The sequence below is a fragment of the Hyphomonas sp. genome, assembly GCF_965284475.1.
Taxonomy (GTDB): Bacteria; Pseudomonadota; Alphaproteobacteria; order Caulobacterales; family Hyphomonadaceae; genus Hyphomonas.
This window is the reverse complement of the sequence record NZ_OZ260087.1, coordinates 2,950,507-2,965,443: the sequence shown is the minus strand read 5'-3', so window position 1 is coordinate 2,965,443 and position 14,937 is coordinate 2,950,507. Positions and strand designations below refer to the sequence as shown.

Below are 14,937 nucleotides of genomic sequence, written 5' to 3'. Positions count from 1 at the left end.
ACAAAACTCCCTGTTTTTCACTGCGAAATAGCGCTAAGGCCGCGCTCAGACAGATAAGAAAAGGAGGCCGAAATGGGCTTCAAATGCGGAATTGTGGGTCTCCCCAATGTGGGCAAGTCCACGCTTTTCAACGCCTTGACGCAAACGGCTGCCGCGCAGGCGGCCAACTACCCGTTCTGCACGATCGAGCCGAACGTGGGTGAGGTGGCCGTTCCCGAACCCCGCCTGAACGAACTGGCGAAGATCGCCGGATCAAAGGAGATCATTCCAGCGCGCATGAACTTTGTCGATATTGCGGGTCTGGTCGAGGGGGCCTCCAAGGGCGAAGGCCTCGGAAACCAGTTTCTCGCAAATATTCGCGAGACAGATGCCATCATCTATGTGCTGCGCTGCTTCGAGAACGACGACATCACGCATGTCCGCGGCAATGTGGATCCGATCGCAGACTTTGAAGTGGTCGAAACCGAACTCATGCTCGCCGATCTGGAGAGCCTTGAAAAACGCAAGGCCGGCGTGATCAAGAAGGCAAATTCCGGTGACAAGGACGCCAAGGCGCAAGTCGCCCTGATCGATCTGGCCCTTGCCGAACTCACTGAAGGCCGCCCTGCCCGGAAAGCCAAGATTGCCAGGGATGATCAACGCGCCTGGAACATGCTGCAGTTGCTTACATCCAAGCCGGTCCTGTTCGTCGCGAATGTCGACGAAGACAGCGCCGCCACCGGCAATGCGCATTCTGAACGCGTTATCGCCCGTGCCCGGGAAGAAGGCGCCGGCTGCGTGGTCTTTTCCGCCCAGATCGAAAGCGAACTTGCCTTGCTCGATGAGACGGACCGCGCGGAATACCTGACGGCGCTTGGCCTCGAAGAACCGGGTCTGACGCGCCTCATTCACGCTGGCTACGACCTGCTCGACCTGCAGACTTACTTCACTGTCGGGCCGAAAGAGGCCCGTGCCTGGACCATACGGCGCGGCTGGACCGCGCCAAAGGCCGCGGGCGTCATCCATGGCGACTTCGAAAAAGGCTTCATTCGCGCTGAAACGATCGCCTTTGCCGACTTTGTCGCGTCGGGTGGCGAATCCGGCGCCAAGGAGGCCGGCAAGATGAGGGCCGAGGGCAAGGAATACATTGTCCAGGACGGCGATGTCCTGCACTTCCGGTTCAACGTCTAGGAAACATGCGTTTCATGGCGACCGGGGCTTGCAGTGCGGCTCCGGTTTCACTAGACGACTAGCTTGCGCTGGAGAGGTGGCCGAGCGGCTGAAGGCGCGCCCCTGCTAAGGGCGTATACGTTAACGCGTATCGAGGGTTCGAATCCCTTCCTCTCCGCCACTTACTGTTTGCGGCATTTTTAATTAATAAAAACAACGCAATAGTCGGTCGCTCGTGCATGTGGGGAGCTCCGCTCCCGACGCGCTCGCCACACCTCAAACCATCGACTATGAAAGGGCTAGACTCTCGAAATGAATGAGGGAGCCAAAGGGCTCAGGTCAAGCGCTTTCGCCTTGATTCTAAAGGACTGCTGCTCGATGCCACCTGTTTAAGTCCCAGCTGGCTGATTGTGGAGCAGCCCAACAGCGCAATCGATCTTTCAAGTTCCTCCCGGATAAGCTGGAGCACCCGGTCCACGCCGCCTTCGCCGTGCGCGGCCAGTCCGTAGAGATAAGGGCGACCGAACGAACAGGCGTTTGCGCCAAGAGCGAGCGCCTTGAGTACATGCGTGCCGCGGCGCACACCGCCATCGACAATCAGCTCAATGGCATCACCCACCGCATCCCGCATGGGCGCGACACAGTCGATCGGCGCAGGCGCACTATCGAGCTGGCGCCCCCCATGATTCGAAATCATGATAGCGGACGCGCCGATGTCGACCGCTCGCTTCGCATCTTCCGCTGTCTGAAGTCCCTTGATTGCAAACGGCCCACCCCACTGCTCAACCAGCCAGGCCGCATCCTCCCAGGTAACGGTACGGTCAAATTGTGAGTTCACGTAATCGATAAGGCCCATGGCCCCGCCGCCAATCGCGTCGACCCGGTGAACGACATTTGCGAGCCGGAAGTCGGGATTCATGAGGAAGTGCATTGCCCAATGTGGATGCGCCGCGAAACTTGCCAGACTCGACAGGGTAAGTTTGGGTGGCATGATCATGCCGGTACGCTTGTCGCGTTCGCGATTGCCCGCCAGCGCTGTGTCCACCGTCAGGCATAGGGCGTCATAACCAGCGTCCTTGCAGCGTTTGACGAATTCCCTGGTCAGCTCCCGGTCCTTGAAGATGTAGATCTGAAACATTTTCGGCCCGGCAGTCGCTGCTGCCACATCTTCAAGGCTGGTGGTCGATAGTGTGGAGAGGGTATACATGACGCCGGCGCGCGCAGCCGCGCGAGCGACGGCAAGCTCCTTGCCGTGATGGAATAACCGGGTCATTCCGGTCGGAGAACAGAAGACCGGCATAGACATTTCAACGCCGAGGACCTTGGTCGAAAGATCAACCTTGCTGATATCGCGCAAGTGGTTGGGCAGCAGCTGATAATGCTCGAATGCTTTTGTATTGTTGATCAGGCTCCACTCGTCATCCGCAGCGCCGTCAATATAGTGAAAGAGCGGCGCTGGAAGGCGACGTTTCGCACCAGCCCGAAAGTCCATCAAATTGAAGTTCCTGGCGAGGCTCATGGGTCGATTTCCATCGGTGACAATGCGATCGCAAGAGTAATGAAGGCCTGCGCGAGCATCACGTCAATTCTGTTCATTTTTCTTGATCCCACCCGTTTTTAGAATGAGTGGCATCTGCGTCCGGAACCGCTCGAACACCGTGACATCGTCGAGCGGGTTGCTCTCTCGAAGCGCGACCGCCTCGCCATTTTCTATATTTTTGTCAAAAATGGCGATTATAACACTGCTGCGGACAAGTAAGCGCGATGTCGCTGCTCCGGGGCTGGATGCCCCGCCCGTCACGACTGCCGAAATTCCGGAATCAAGTATCATCGAAAATTGTCCTTCAAAATTTGCGTCTGATTAGAGCTAGGCGACCTCCCTCAACAGCTCCCTCGCGATAATCATTCTTTGTATTTCGCTGGTGCCTTCGTAGATGGATGTAACGCGCACATCCCTGGCATAGCGCTCCAAAGGCAGCTCTTCAGTGTAACCAACTCCGCCCATGATCTGCAGCGCGCTGTAACAGGCCCGGTTTGCCGCTTCGGAAGCGTAAAGTTTGGCCATCGACGCCTCCTTTGCGAAAGGCCGCCCTTCTTCTTTCTGGTAGGCGGCGTTCAAAACGAGCAAGCGAGCCGCTTCCAACTCGGTATAATGATCTGCGAGCATCCATTGGATACCCTGAAAACGGGAGATGGCCTGCCCAAACTGCTTGCGTTCGAGACTGTAGCTTCTCGCAACATCCATAGCTGCTCCGCCGAGCCCGAGCGCTAGTGAGGCGATTCCGATTCGCCCTCCCGCGAGCTCCGTTGTTGCAATTCGATAACCTTCATTGACACGACCGAGCATGGCGGACTCTGGAACACGGCAATCATCAAAACTCACGCTCGCCGTACTTGATCCGCGTTGCCCCATTTTGCGTTCAGGCTTACCGATGGTGATGCCGGGGGCATCTGCGCGCACAAGAAAGCAAGTAATCCCTTTTCCCTTCGGACGGTCAGGATCTGTCACGGCCCAGACAACAAAAACGCCTGCATATTCGGCGCTGCTAATCCACATCTTGCTGCCATTCAAAATCCAGTGATCCCCATGCTGTATGGCTTTGGTTTTCATACCTGCTGGGTCAGAACCCGCACCGCTCTCAGACAAACAGAAAGAAGCGGCCAAGTACTCACCGGAGCAAATATTTGTTACATGCTCGCGCTTTTGCTCTTCGGTCCCAATCGCTTGAATGAGTTCCGCGACCATATTGGTAACAGACATAGTGACTGCGCTGGCCGCGCAGCCCCGTGCGACCTCAGTAATGGCAAGACTGAATGCGATAACGCCGCATTCAGCGCCGCCATAATCACTACTCACATTCAACCCCATGAAGCCAAGGTCGGCCATGGATTTGAGATTGCTCAGGAACGCGTTCTTGCAAGCGCCCTGGTCCAAATCAGCCGCGATCGGCGCCAGTTGATCAACGGCGAATTTACGCGCCGTATCCTGAACCATTATATGATCCTCATTCAGGCCAATGAGCATCATGCCACCTCCGCGACTGGCGTATGAAGTTCTGCCAGAAGCGCGGCCTTGCGCTCACGCATTTTGGCAATATTGGCCTCTTTGACTGACCCATAGCCGCGAACCTCGTCTGGCAAGCTTAGAAGCGCTCGAATGGACGACGTCTTATCTGACGACAGGATTGGCCCCAGAGTTTCCACCAGTTCGATATACTCCTCTATGAGCTGACGCTCCTCGCGCCGCTCGTGCGTGTAGCCGAACACATCAAAGGCCGTTCCTCGCAACCCCTTGAACTTCGCAAGCAATCGAAAGCCGTGTTTCATCCACCCGCCAAAGGCGATCTTGTCCGGACGTCCCGTCGCCTTGTTCATGCGAGAAATCAAGGGCGGCGCGAGGTGGTATTTGAGTTTGTAGTCACCTTCGAATTGCGCTGCGAGGCTGGTTTCGAAGACTGGATCAGAATAAAGCCGGGCGACTTCGTACTCATCCTTGTACGCCATAAGTTTAAAAAGGTTCTTCGCGACAATGCGGGTCAACCTGCCATACACACTTCCGCCGAACCTTTCATGCCCTTGAAAATTCTCGACGACATATCGGAATCGCTCTGCATAGGCCTGGTTTTGAAAACCCATAAGCTCGCAGACAAGATGATCAATCAGCTCAGACACAGACCGTTCAGTCCTTTGGTCCTCATTGGATATCGGCTGGCGCTTCGTCAGTTCATCGATGATCGAAAGATCATACGCGCCGACGCGTCCCCATTGAAAGGCGCGCTTATTGAATTCCACAGCAACGCCATTCAGCTCAATCGCTCTCTGGATCGCTTCTTTATGCAGTGGGATGAAACCGCACTGGTAAGCATACCCCACCATGAAGAGGTTGGTGGCGATGGCATCACCGAACAGCTTCATCGCGTATTCGGTCGCATCCAGGAAGCTGGCATCTTCCTCTCGACCCGCAATCACGAACTCAGAAAGCGTTTCCTTTGCCGGAAAATACATATCATTGTTTCGAGTGAAGGCTGCGACGGGAACTTTTTCGGTATTGATCACCGATTTGGTACGGCCACGTCCGATCTTGGCGATCGATGGCGCCGCAGCGATCATATCACAGCCGAGCAGCAAGTCGGCCATACCATCAGAAATTCGAGGTACGTTGATGTCCGCTGGCGATGGCGCGATTTTCACATGCGCCGTGACCGCGCCATTTTTTTGAGAAAGGCCCGTAAAGTCCAGGGTCGTGGCGCCCTTGCCCTCAAGATGGGCGGCCATTGAGAGGATGCCACCGATCGTAAGAACGCCCATGCCACCAATCCCCGCGACCAGGACCGAATATTCGTTGTCCAATACGTCAAGTTGAGGCGTGGGAAGCGCTTCAAAATGCTCGGCTTCAAGTGAGGCAATATGAGAAACATCAGGTTTTCTGTTTTCTCCACCCAACACTGAGACAAAGCTCGGGCAGAACCCTTTCACACAGGAATAGTCTTTGTTGCAGCTCGACTGATTGATCTGACGTTTGCGTCCATACTCGGTTTCTTTTGGCTCAATAGAGATACAGTTGGATTGAACAGAACAATCGCCGCAACCCTCGCACACGCGGTCATTGATAAACATGCGGCGCGGCGGGTCTTCGAGAATCCGCTTTTTGCGACGCCGGCGCTTTTCCGCGGCGCAGGTCTGCTCGTAAATGATAACTGTGACGCCTTCGGTTTCCCTCATGCTGCGCTGTACGAGATCAAGGTCATCGCGGTCATGGCGTTCCGTTTTGCCCGGGACGGTTTTGTCCCCCCGATATTTGTCGATATCGTCACTGACCAGAGCTACGCGTTTGACGCCCTCGGCAAACATTTGCTGCGCAATGACGCCTGGTGACGGAGTTCCCTCAACAGGCTGCCCGCCAACCATAGCCACCGCGTCATTGAACAGGATCTTGTACGTGATGTTTGTGCCGCTCACCACGGCCTGACGAATGGCAAGCGAACCGGAATGCTGATAGGTGCCATCGCCCAAGTTCTGAAACATGTGCTTGTTCTTGGAATACCTCCTCAATCCAACCCAGTGCATGCCTTCGCCACCCATATGCGTGAAGGTTTCAGATCTCCTACCCTGCCCCAAGACCATGATATGACAGCCAATTCCAGCACCTGCGGAGCTACCATCTGGCACTTTTGTAGACGTGTTGTGCGGACAGCCTGAACAAAAATATGGGGCACGTGTGACCAGTTTATCGCTTCTATTGCGGCTCGGCACAGCAAGTGAAGAAACGGCTTCAGCAATTTGCTGCTCGACACTGGTGCCGCTCAGCCAACGTCCCAAGGCTTTGGATACAATTTCCGGTGTGAACACCCAGATCTCAGGAAGAAGGACCCGGCCTTCCCTATCGCGCTTACCGACAATTTCCGGCCGCTTCTCGGTTGGCCAGTTGAACAACTGTTCCTTGATCTGCTTCTCAAGCTGGGGACGCTTTTCTTCAACGACAAAGAGGCTTTCCATACCCTCTGCAAACTCACGAATACCCTTGGGCTCTAATGGCCAGCTCATGCCCACCTTGAAGATGCTGATCCCGATCTCAGCCAACATATCTTCGCTCAGACCGACCATGCTAAGAGCCTGCATCAAGTCACCGTGCGCCTTGCCTGTCGTGACAATTCCGAACCGCTTTCTCGGCGCGCCAAAGACCACCCGGTCTATCTTGTTCGCATAAGCAAAAGCATGAGCGGCCGGCACACGCTCTTCTATCATCCTTCGCTCATATTCCAGGCGTTCAGCCGGCCAGTTCAGATTGGGATCATAGTTGAAGCCATGTGGCGGCACGACAATGTCTGGTCTTACAAATTCGGGCAGCCTGGGCATGTCAAAGGAAGCGGCGCTTTCGACAGTTTCGGTGATGGTCTTTAGACCACACCATAATCCAGAAAATCGGGACATCGCCATGCCTGCCAGACCCATGGTAAGAAATTCTTCGACGGTCGACGGAAAGAGAACCGGCATGATCGCCGACTCCAGAATTTGATCAGTCTGGTGTGAGAACATGGATGATTCAGCATTATGATCATCCCCGACAAAAGCCAGAACACCACCGTGTTTGGCCGTTCCCTGAATGTTGGCTTGCCTCAGTACGTCCGCTGAGCGGTCAACACCGTGAGCCTTGCCATACCAGTACGTGAAGACTCCATCTCTTGTGGCCTCCTCGCGATAATAGTCGACGAGCTGGGCACCCCATAAAATGGTTGCGCCGAGATCCTCATTGATCGCGGGTTCAAAATCGACATCGTGAGCTGTCAGATGTCTCTTGCTACGCCAAATTTCCTGATCGTAACCGCCGAGCGGCGAACCGCGATAGCCGGAGATCAGCCCGGACGTATTCAAGCCGTTCCTGCGATCAAGTTGGCGTTGCATTATCGGCAGCTTAACGAGAGCCTGGATTCCCGTCAGAAAGACCCGCCCCTCAGTGCGTTCATAACGGTCTTTCAGTTCATAATCAGTGTCGATTTGGGTCATCTTCAGTTGCCTAATGCAGTGTTTCAACTGAAATATTTGTAGACCACCCCCCCATAGTCAGTCATACCAAATCTCTCCAATATGTTGCTTTGGATTAGAGTTGTTCTCTACATATGGTCCATTTTAAATACTTTTTCTCTAATATGCAGTCTTCACCAATCAGGAAAGATAGGGAGCATCATGTTGAAATCACTGAAGCTGGACGCGACAGATCTGAAAATCCTCAGAGTACTTCAGCAAGATGGAAGCATTTCAAATCTCGAACTCGCAGATAAGGTTGCGCTTTCTGCGACACCCTGTTCACGGCGCGTAAAATTGCTGGAAGAGGCCGGATTTTTCCGCGGCAGAGTGACGCTCGTCTCTCAGGAGGCGGTAGGTCTGCCGATGACAATTTTCATTCAAATCACGCTAAGTCGACAGAAACGCGAAAAACTGCACCAATTCGAAGCCATTGTGGGGGCCTGGCCAGAAATTATGGAAATGTATCTCATGACGGGTGATTTCGACTATTTGCTACGTGTCGTTACGCCAAGCTTGCAAGCATTTAACCAGTTTCTGGTTAAACTCACTGATGTCGAACATATTAGTCATATCAAAAGCAGCTTTGCCCTGAATCAAATTCGATACAAAACCGAACTTCCACTCGACCACCTGGCAATTGAATAGACGCGACGGGGCACGAAACGGACTCTCTCCTCAGCACACAGTGTTGCCATCAGCATCAAGTCGATGCTTTGCTCTGCACCCGGTTATCCAGAAAAAAGAAGTCACAGCACCAGACGCTTTGAAATCGGGTGACGAGCGTTGGGACGGTCAGGTCTCGCTGCGAAGGATATCGCCAACGGAGGTGTCGAAATGCGCTTTCATGGCGGCAACGGCTGCCTCCGCATCACCATTCATGATCGCTTCAGCGAGCGCCAGGTGCCGGAATATCATGATATCCTTTTGCGCGGGCGTTGTCCGCGTTTTCCACGCTCTCGGCACGGCGACCTCCATAAGTGGGGCAAAGGAATTCACCATCTGGCTGAAAAACGCATTGCCTGTCGCTTCCGCAATCGCTTCGTGAAAGGCGATGTCGTATTGGGTCATGACATCAAAATCATGGGCGGAGTCCCGCATCGCGCGTGCATGCTCCATGATGCTCGCCGCCTGCGCGTCGGTACGCTTCAACGCCGCAAGCTCTGCTGTTCGCAACTCTACGGTCTGGCGAACATCCCATACATCGGCCACCGTAATCTGCGATGTTGCGACGCCATGATTGAGCGAAGAGCCAAACACCGAGCCATCCATCGCGCCGACTCTCGCCCGTCGGCCATTGGCGACGTCAAGTACGCTGAGAGCGGCAAGCGCCCCGAAGGCTTCTCGGATCACAGCACGGCTCACGGATAGCTTGTCAGCAAAGTATCCTTCGCCGGGCAGTGAATCGCCGACCCGCATCGCGTTGTCCTGAATGTAACGTCGGATCGCGCTTATGGCGTGTTGAACGAGTGAGCCGCGGTCAGCAGCAGGTGCATTGGCGAGATTCAAGCAACGACTCCTTCCATCGCGCGATATTGCGTCGGTGCCACACCAACATGGCGGGAAAAGGCCCGGGCAAAGCTGGCATTGTTTAAATACCCGCATTTGTAACCTATGGAAGACACCGGCAGTTCTGTCGACAAAAGCATCTGCCTCGCCGCACGCAGTCGCTGCTCGGTGATGGCATCGGTGACGGTACAATCGAACATCTTCTTAAAACCGCTGGTCAGCTTGTTTCGGTTGAGACCGCATGCGCGAGCGATTGAATCAAGGGTCAGTTTTTCCGACCAGCTCTCATCAATCAAACGTCGTGCAGCATAGAGGCGCTGACTGTCTATTTCTGACAGGTCGAAGCCAGTTGCCGGGACCAGATGATCGTCGCGAATAACGCCAAGCAAGTCACATAACAGCTCAATGCTTTTTGCCAGACAGTACGGCAAGCGGGCTGCGGCTGGCAGGTGGGAGTCCCTGATTGTCAGAGCAATTGTTCGCAAGGCACTGGGAAGAAAATAGCTGCCGCCTTCATCGAGTGGTATGGCGCGACCCAGTATTCGCTCGCAAGCTTCGCGGGTCGCGACCAGGATGAGTCGGTGCTCGCCTGCGCCTACATTGAGCGATTTCGTGTCGGGCTGGGAATGGTACTCGACTGTCGAAGCGATGCGGTCATTTCCAAATCGGAACAGAAGCGCAACAGGCTCATTCGGCCAGGGATCGGTTGGCAAACGGCCCGCTCCAACAAATGTCACCAGTTCCGGTGATACATCGATGGCATCCATGCAATCGGCTGTCGGGTTCTCCCACATGTGATTCCTCCGCAGTTTGGCAGAAACTACACCTATCGGATAGGTCGGCGCAATACCTATCTGATAGGTGGCTCTGCTATGGGCTTTGGCGCGTTGCGCATCGCAAGAAGAAAAGTCAGAAAAGACAGGGCGCTGACCACGGTGCCGACAATGGCCAGAGCGGGTGCCAATTTGTGATCTCCGCCCATCAATGCGCTTACCCCTGTCACAAGAGATGGCGCGATGCCGAAAGCGATCACCCCAGCCACGGCAATGAACAGCCCGAGACACAAACCGCGCACTTCATTGGGAAGCAAAACAGAGATAGCTGTCGCCGTAACCAGCCCGGTTACTGTTCCTCCGAGCAGGAGGATCGTCAGCGCTATGCCGAACCCAAGCGTGGACGGCAGGATCGGAAATATCGCTGCGGGCAAGGCGATCCCGGATGCGATGACAGCGCCGAGCAGGATTCCTCCCCGGATCCGGCTCTTATGCCCGGCGTCCGCGCTGAGACCGCCGATGACAGCCCCGCCGACTCCTGCAAGCAACATGACTCCCCCCATCCAGCCAGCGAACTGCTCCGGCCCCAGCCCAAAGTTGCGCGACAGAACCGGAGCCGCCCAGATTGCGGCGGCCGCATCAGCCATGGTCACGCTGATCTGGCCTGCGAACAGCGGTAAAAGAAATGCCTTTCGGCTCCACAGCACCTTCATCACAGAAACAAAAGCGACGTCTGTACCAGCCACCGTTTCGTGGCGCCGGGGTTCTCGTACCAGAAGGAGCATGAGCGTCAGTACAGCGCTCAGAATTGCAAGCGCCACATGGACGCTCCGCCAAGGCAGCATGCCAAACATGTCGCTTGCTAGGAAAACGCCAAACAGCCAGCCGCCCAGCGCGAACGCAGCCGCGCCGCCGGCATTCTTACCCAGTGTCAGGATCATCATGGCTCGTCCGCGCTGGGAAGGCCTGCACAGATCAGCCGCGATTGAGATTGCGGCAATCACAGCGCAGGTCGACCCGAGACCGGTCACCATTCGCGCAAGAAACAGGAGTGGCATACTGGGCGCGAAAGCTGTCGCCAGGGTGCCGATCGTCCAGAGCAACGACATCACGATCATGAGCCGCATCCGGTGTGCACGGTCGACCATAAGTCCAAGCGGAACCGATAAGAGCGCAATTGGAATAGCAATCGCCAATCCTTGCACCAGACTGAGGTCAAAATCCGATAGGCCGAGATCGACCTTTGCAGCCTCCTGCACTGTGCTGAATGCTCCCTGCATGGCGGCGGCGCTTGCAATCGATATCGCCAGCAGGACCGTTGCAAGGAGGCCGCCTGAATACGTCTGGGCGTCCTCAACCTTCCCTTCGTGCGTTGAGTCTGTCATAGTTGCACGCGCTCCGTGATGATGTTCAAAGCTCGAAGATCTTACCAGGATTGAACAGGTTCTTTGGGTCAAGCGCACGCTTGATCGTCCGCATCATTTCGACCGCGTCTCCGAGTTCACGCACCAGCCACTCCTGCTTTCCGATACCGATGCCATGTTCTCCCGTACAAGTCCCGTCCATGGCCAATGCGCGTTCGATGAGGCGTCCGTTGACAATTTCAACCTCCGCCATCTCATCAGAGGCATCCGGATCAATGGAAAAGATCACATGGAAATTGCCATCACCGACATGCCCAAGGATGCATGCCGGCACGCTGCAGGTTTCAAGATCCTTCTTTGTTTCACCGATACATTCAGCGAGACGACCTATCGGCACGCAAACATCCGTCGCCCAACCAATTGCACCCGGACGCACATTCACCGCGGCGTAGTAGGCTTCGTGGCGGGCTTTCCAAAGCTTTGCTCGGTCCTCTGGACGATTGGACCACTGGAACTCTCCTCCGCCATTGGCTCCGGCGAGATCACTCACAATTGATACCTGCTCGGCGACGCCAGCCTCCGTTCCATGAAACTCGAAAAACAAGGTTGTCTTTTCAGGATAGTTCAGGCTGGAGCGCTGGTTTACAGCACGCATCTGTGCATCATCGAGGATTTCGACACGGGCCAACGGGACGCCCATCTGGATAGACTCTACGACTGTATCCACGGCACCAATCAGCGTTTCAAAACTGCATACCGCTGAGGATACTGTTTCGGGTATGCCATGCAGACGGAGCGTAATTTCAGTGATGATTCCGAGCGTCCCCTCGGCACCAATCATCAGCCTCGTTAGATCATAGCCCGCTGCAGACTTTCTGGCTCGCCGGCTGGTTCGGACTATTTTGCCTTCGGGCGTGACGACTTTCAGTGAAAGGATTGCTTCTCGCATTGTACCGTATCGAACAGCATTGGTGCCTGATGCTCGGGTGGACGCCATACCACCGATTGTCGCATTTGCGCCTGGATCGATCGGGAAGAACAGTCCCTGATCGCGCAAATGCTCGTTGAGCTGCTCTCTTCGCACACCGGCTTCTACGGTACAGTCGAAGTCGCTCGAGTTGACTTCGATGACCCTGTCCATCTTTGAAAGGTCGAATGTAACACCGCCATGTATCGGTATGGTGTTTCCCTCAACAGACGTGCCAGCCCCAAACGGAATAATCGGTACGTCTTGAGCTACGCAGTATTTGACCAGTTCGGCCACTTCTTCGGTGGTCTCAGGAAATACGACGGCATCCGGCAACACAGACGCAAAGTGGGTTTCACTTTCGCCGTGCTGGCGGCGCACGGATTCACCAAGCTCACAGCGCGCGCCAACCAGCCTCTGCAATCCCGCCACAACACTTTCCGGCAGCGGTTTCCGTTCAGCCGTCGTGACAGGGTGGGACACAATTAGAAGTCCACACTGGCGCGAATACCGACCCGTTGGCGATTGCCTTGGATCGACACATCGCTGGCAAGCCCAGGAGGGAAACCGGCGGCGCTGAGCACAGAACTGTCAATGAAGACTTCCTGGTACTCCTCATCGAAGAGGTTGGTCGCAAACAGAGCGATCTCAACGTTGTCATGCCGCCAGGCAAGTGAGGCGTTGGCAAGATAGTATTCCGGCATGATCGCCACGTCGGTCGCGTCGAAAGTTGCGCCAGTCCGGTCACTCTTGCCCACAACTGCAGCGTCGAAGACGAGCGAGTCAACTGCGCCGAGATCCCAGCGGTAATTCGTGCCGAGATTGAAGGTCCAGTCAGGCACCAGCAGTATCCGGTCGCCCGGATAGGGGAAGCTCGTTGTCGCTTCGAACTGGCTACTGTCAGTGACGCGGGCATTGAGAAGGGTCACGTTGCCCCGAATATTCCAGTTATCGGTGATCTGATAGGTGCCTTCCGCCTCAAACCCATAGGTTTCCACATCCCCAGCGTTCAGATTGATTGCGACAAACCCAACACCGGTAGTGCTCGGCGCAAGTGCGTTCGGACCGATGAAATCGCTATAGTCGTTGAAGAAGATAGCCGTATCGAGAGACAGCCTGTTGTTCAGAGCTACAAATTTCGCGCCGAGCTCATAAGTCCAGACGCTGTCGCCTTCATAGATAAGATTTGGTGCGCCCGGACCGTTCTGGCCACCACCGCGGAAGCCGCGCGCGATCGAGCCATAGGTCATCAGGTCTTCCGACCAGCGCTTGGTCAGAGTGACTCGGGGCTGAACTTCCTCGGCCTCGTAGGTCTGGGCTGTTGTTGCCGTCGACACATCGAGTTCCTGCTGGTCGTAACGGAGGCCGATGGCAAGATCGAGTGTCGGGTCAAGCGCCCAGAAGAGCGTACCAAAAATCGCTCGGGATTCGGTTTCTGTCGATACGGCGGCTGGTGCGCTGATACCCAGCGGGACAATCGTCGTCAGAGAAGTTGCATCAGTCTGGGAACTGTTCGCGAACACGCCAATCAGTGTTGATATATTATCAGACCACTGCGTATCGAATCTAATCTCACCATTGTATGTCTCGATGTCTCGCGTGCCCTGACTGCGCAGGAAATCAACCGGACCGTAGTCGCCATCGTTCGGCGGGGTCGTCGATTCAGCCTTGTTGAACGCGGCGATCGTCGTGATTTTCGAATTGATGCTATCGGCGTCAAACTCGCCCTTCAGGTTTATGCCCGTGTACTCGATCGTAACATAGCTTGGCAGATTGGTTGGTGCATCGAGCGTGAAGTCATTGGTACCGCTGACCCAGGCATATGGGGTATTGCCGCCCGCCACTTCATCATAGTTAGCATTTAGATTGAACGTCGCCCAGCTGTTGGGAAGAAAGCGCAGACCTCCGCTCACCGATTTCTGGTCGAGTGGGTTGCGGTCGCCGCCGATCAGACTGTTTTCCTGGAATCCATTGTGGCTGTGATAGGCCCCGCCGAGACGGAACTGGAGCATATCCTCGATGATCGGTCCGCTGACGCGGCCCGACACCGACTGATAGTCGTCCGGTCCGGCATAGGCCCCATCAATGCGCCCCTCGAACTCGTTCGAAGGTTGTTTCGATATCACATTGATGGCCCCACCCAACGTGTTGTTACCAAACAGCGTCCCCTGCGGTCCGCGCAGGACTTCAATACGCTCCACATCCACCAGTGGTGTGTTAAGATAGGTCGTGTTGGGCTGATAGATGCCATCGATAAAGATGCCGACACCAGGTTGGACCGAATCAATTAGCGTTGTCCCGATCCCGCGCATTGAAACCAGGGCCCGGCCTGCGCTGTCCGAGTTGATGTTCAGGCCTGGCGAGTAAGCCGCGATGTCCTTGACCTGAACGACCTGCTGATCCTTCAACTGATCACCGGAAAGCGCGGTGACCGCGATTGGAACGTCTTTTAGCGATTCCTCACGCTGGCGAGCTGTAACCGTTACGGTCTGCATAGTAGCCACAGCGTCTTCGCCGCCCGTTTCCTGAGCGATCGCCGTCATCTGCATCAATCCGGAAAGCGCCACGCCAGACGCAAGCATTACTTTAAACATGATTTCCTCCCTCAAAGGACTTGGCCGCACTTTGGCTGACCGCTGTTGAGACTGGTATA

The 14,937-nt window shown here is 55.4% G+C and carries 11 protein-coding genes and 1 tRNA gene; 3 read left to right on the top strand and 9 right to left on the bottom strand.

The window, feature by feature from the left end; genetic code table 11:
- The first annotated feature begins 72 nt into the window (after positions 1-72).
- Positions 73-1,170: a redox-regulated ATPase YchF gene (ychF, locus tag ACQ66M_RS14370; protein ID WP_430404677.1), complete on the top strand. Its 1,098-nt coding sequence runs from the start codon at positions 73-75 to the stop codon at positions 1,168-1,170.
- A gap of 70 nt (positions 1,171-1,240) precedes the next feature.
- Positions 1,241-1,330, top strand: a tRNA-Ser gene (locus tag ACQ66M_RS14365).
- 153 nt (positions 1,331-1,483) lie between these two features.
- Here ACQ66M_RS14365 and ACQ66M_RS14360 read toward each other — a convergent pair.
- The 4 genes from ACQ66M_RS14360 to ACQ66M_RS14345 all read right to left on the bottom strand — a co-directional run bounded on the left by ACQ66M_RS14360 (position 1,484) and on the right by ACQ66M_RS14345 (position 7,653).
- Positions 1,484-2,668 carry an alpha-hydroxy acid oxidase gene (locus tag ACQ66M_RS14360; protein WP_430404675.1) on the bottom strand — a complete coding sequence of 395 codons (1,185 nt, stop codon included), beginning with the start codon at positions 2,666-2,668 and terminating at the stop codon, positions 1,484-1,486.
- 63 nt (positions 2,669-2,731) lie between these two features.
- Positions 2,732-2,980: a hypothetical protein gene (locus tag ACQ66M_RS14355; protein ID WP_430404673.1), complete on the bottom strand. Its 249-nt coding sequence runs from the start codon at positions 2,978-2,980 to the stop codon at positions 2,732-2,734.
- A gap of 36 nt (positions 2,981-3,016) precedes the next feature.
- A complete protein-coding gene (locus tag ACQ66M_RS14350; protein WP_430405181.1) occupies positions 3,017-4,174 on the bottom strand; it encodes an acyl-CoA dehydrogenase family protein in 1,158 nt (385 codons plus the stop codon).
- The gene (locus ACQ66M_RS14345; protein WP_430404671.1) at positions 4,174-7,653 is read right to left on the bottom strand and encodes an indolepyruvate ferredoxin oxidoreductase family protein; all 3,480 of its coding nucleotides are present in this window, start codon (positions 7,651-7,653) and stop codon (positions 4,174-4,176) included. Before ACQ66M_RS14345 ends, ACQ66M_RS14350 begins: the two co-directional genes overlap by 1 nt.
- Before the next feature lie 180 nt (positions 7,654-7,833).
- Between ACQ66M_RS14345 and ACQ66M_RS14340 the strand changes: the two genes are divergently transcribed.
- The gene (locus ACQ66M_RS14340) at positions 7,834-8,319 is read left to right on the top strand and encodes an Lrp/AsnC family transcriptional regulator (protein ID WP_430404670.1); all 486 of its coding nucleotides are present in this window, start codon (positions 7,834-7,836) and stop codon (positions 8,317-8,319) included.
- Between the two features lie 147 nt (positions 8,320-8,466).
- On the opposite strand, the gene ACQ66M_RS14335 is transcribed toward ACQ66M_RS14340, so the two are convergent.
- The 5 genes from ACQ66M_RS14335 to ACQ66M_RS14315 are packed head-to-tail and all read right to left on the bottom strand — an operon-like array spanning position 8,467 to position 14,878.
- A complete protein-coding gene (locus ACQ66M_RS14335) occupies positions 8,467-9,180 on the bottom strand; it encodes a FadR/GntR family transcriptional regulator (protein ID WP_430404668.1) in 714 nt (237 codons plus the stop codon).
- Positions 9,177-9,974 carry a helix-turn-helix domain-containing protein gene (locus ACQ66M_RS14330; protein WP_430404666.1) on the bottom strand — a complete coding sequence of 266 codons (798 nt, stop codon included), beginning with the start codon at positions 9,972-9,974 and terminating at the stop codon, positions 9,177-9,179. Before ACQ66M_RS14330 ends, ACQ66M_RS14335 begins: the two co-directional genes overlap by 4 nt.
- A gap of 56 nt (positions 9,975-10,030) precedes the next feature.
- Positions 10,031-11,338, bottom strand: coding sequence for an MFS transporter (locus ACQ66M_RS14325; protein ID WP_430405179.1), 1,308 nt, complete (start codon positions 11,336-11,338; stop codon positions 10,031-10,033).
- Positions 11,339-11,363: 25 nt separating this feature from the next.
- Complete coding sequence (locus ACQ66M_RS14320) at positions 11,364-12,767, bottom strand: FAD-binding oxidoreductase (protein WP_430404664.1); 1,404 nt, start codon at positions 12,765-12,767, stop codon at positions 11,364-11,366.
- A 2-nt stretch (positions 12,768-12,769) separates the two neighbouring features.
- Positions 12,770-14,878: a TonB-dependent receptor gene (locus ACQ66M_RS14315; RefSeq protein ID WP_430404662.1), complete on the bottom strand. Its 2,109-nt coding sequence runs from the start codon at positions 14,876-14,878 to the stop codon at positions 12,770-12,772.
- Between the last annotated feature and the right edge of the window lie 59 nt (positions 14,879-14,937).

Bases quoted from the DNA above. Each gene is read 5' to 3' on its own strand.
- ychF (WP_430404677.1), top strand. From the start codon at position 73: ATGGGCTTCAAATGCGGAATTGTGGGTCTCCCCAATGTGGGCAAGTCC.
- ACQ66M_RS14360 (WP_430404675.1), bottom strand. From the start codon at position 2,668: ATGAGCCTCGCCAGGAACTTCAATTTGATGGACTTTCGGGCTGGTGCG.
- ACQ66M_RS14355 (WP_430404673.1), bottom strand. From the start codon at position 2,980: ATGATACTTGATTCCGGAATTTCGGCAGTCGTGACGGGCGGGGCATCC.
- ACQ66M_RS14350 (WP_430405181.1), bottom strand. From the start codon at position 4,174: ATGCTCATTGGCCTGAATGAGGATCATATAATGGTTCAGGATACGGCG.
- ACQ66M_RS14345 (WP_430404671.1), bottom strand. From the start codon at position 7,653: ATGACCCAAATCGACACTGATTATGAACTGAAAGACCGTTATGAACGC.
- ACQ66M_RS14340 (WP_430404670.1), top strand. From the start codon at position 7,834: ATGTTGAAATCACTGAAGCTGGACGCGACAGATCTGAAAATCCTCAGA.
- ACQ66M_RS14330 (WP_430404666.1), bottom strand. From the start codon at position 9,974: ATGTGGGAGAACCCGACAGCCGATTGCATGGATGCCATCGATGTATCA.
- ACQ66M_RS14325 (WP_430405179.1), bottom strand. From the start codon at position 11,338: ATGACAGACTCAACGCACGAAGGGAAGGTTGAGGACGCCCAGACGTAT.
- ACQ66M_RS14315 (WP_430404662.1), bottom strand. From the start codon at position 14,878: ATGTTTAAAGTAATGCTTGCGTCTGGCGTGGCGCTTTCCGGATTGATG.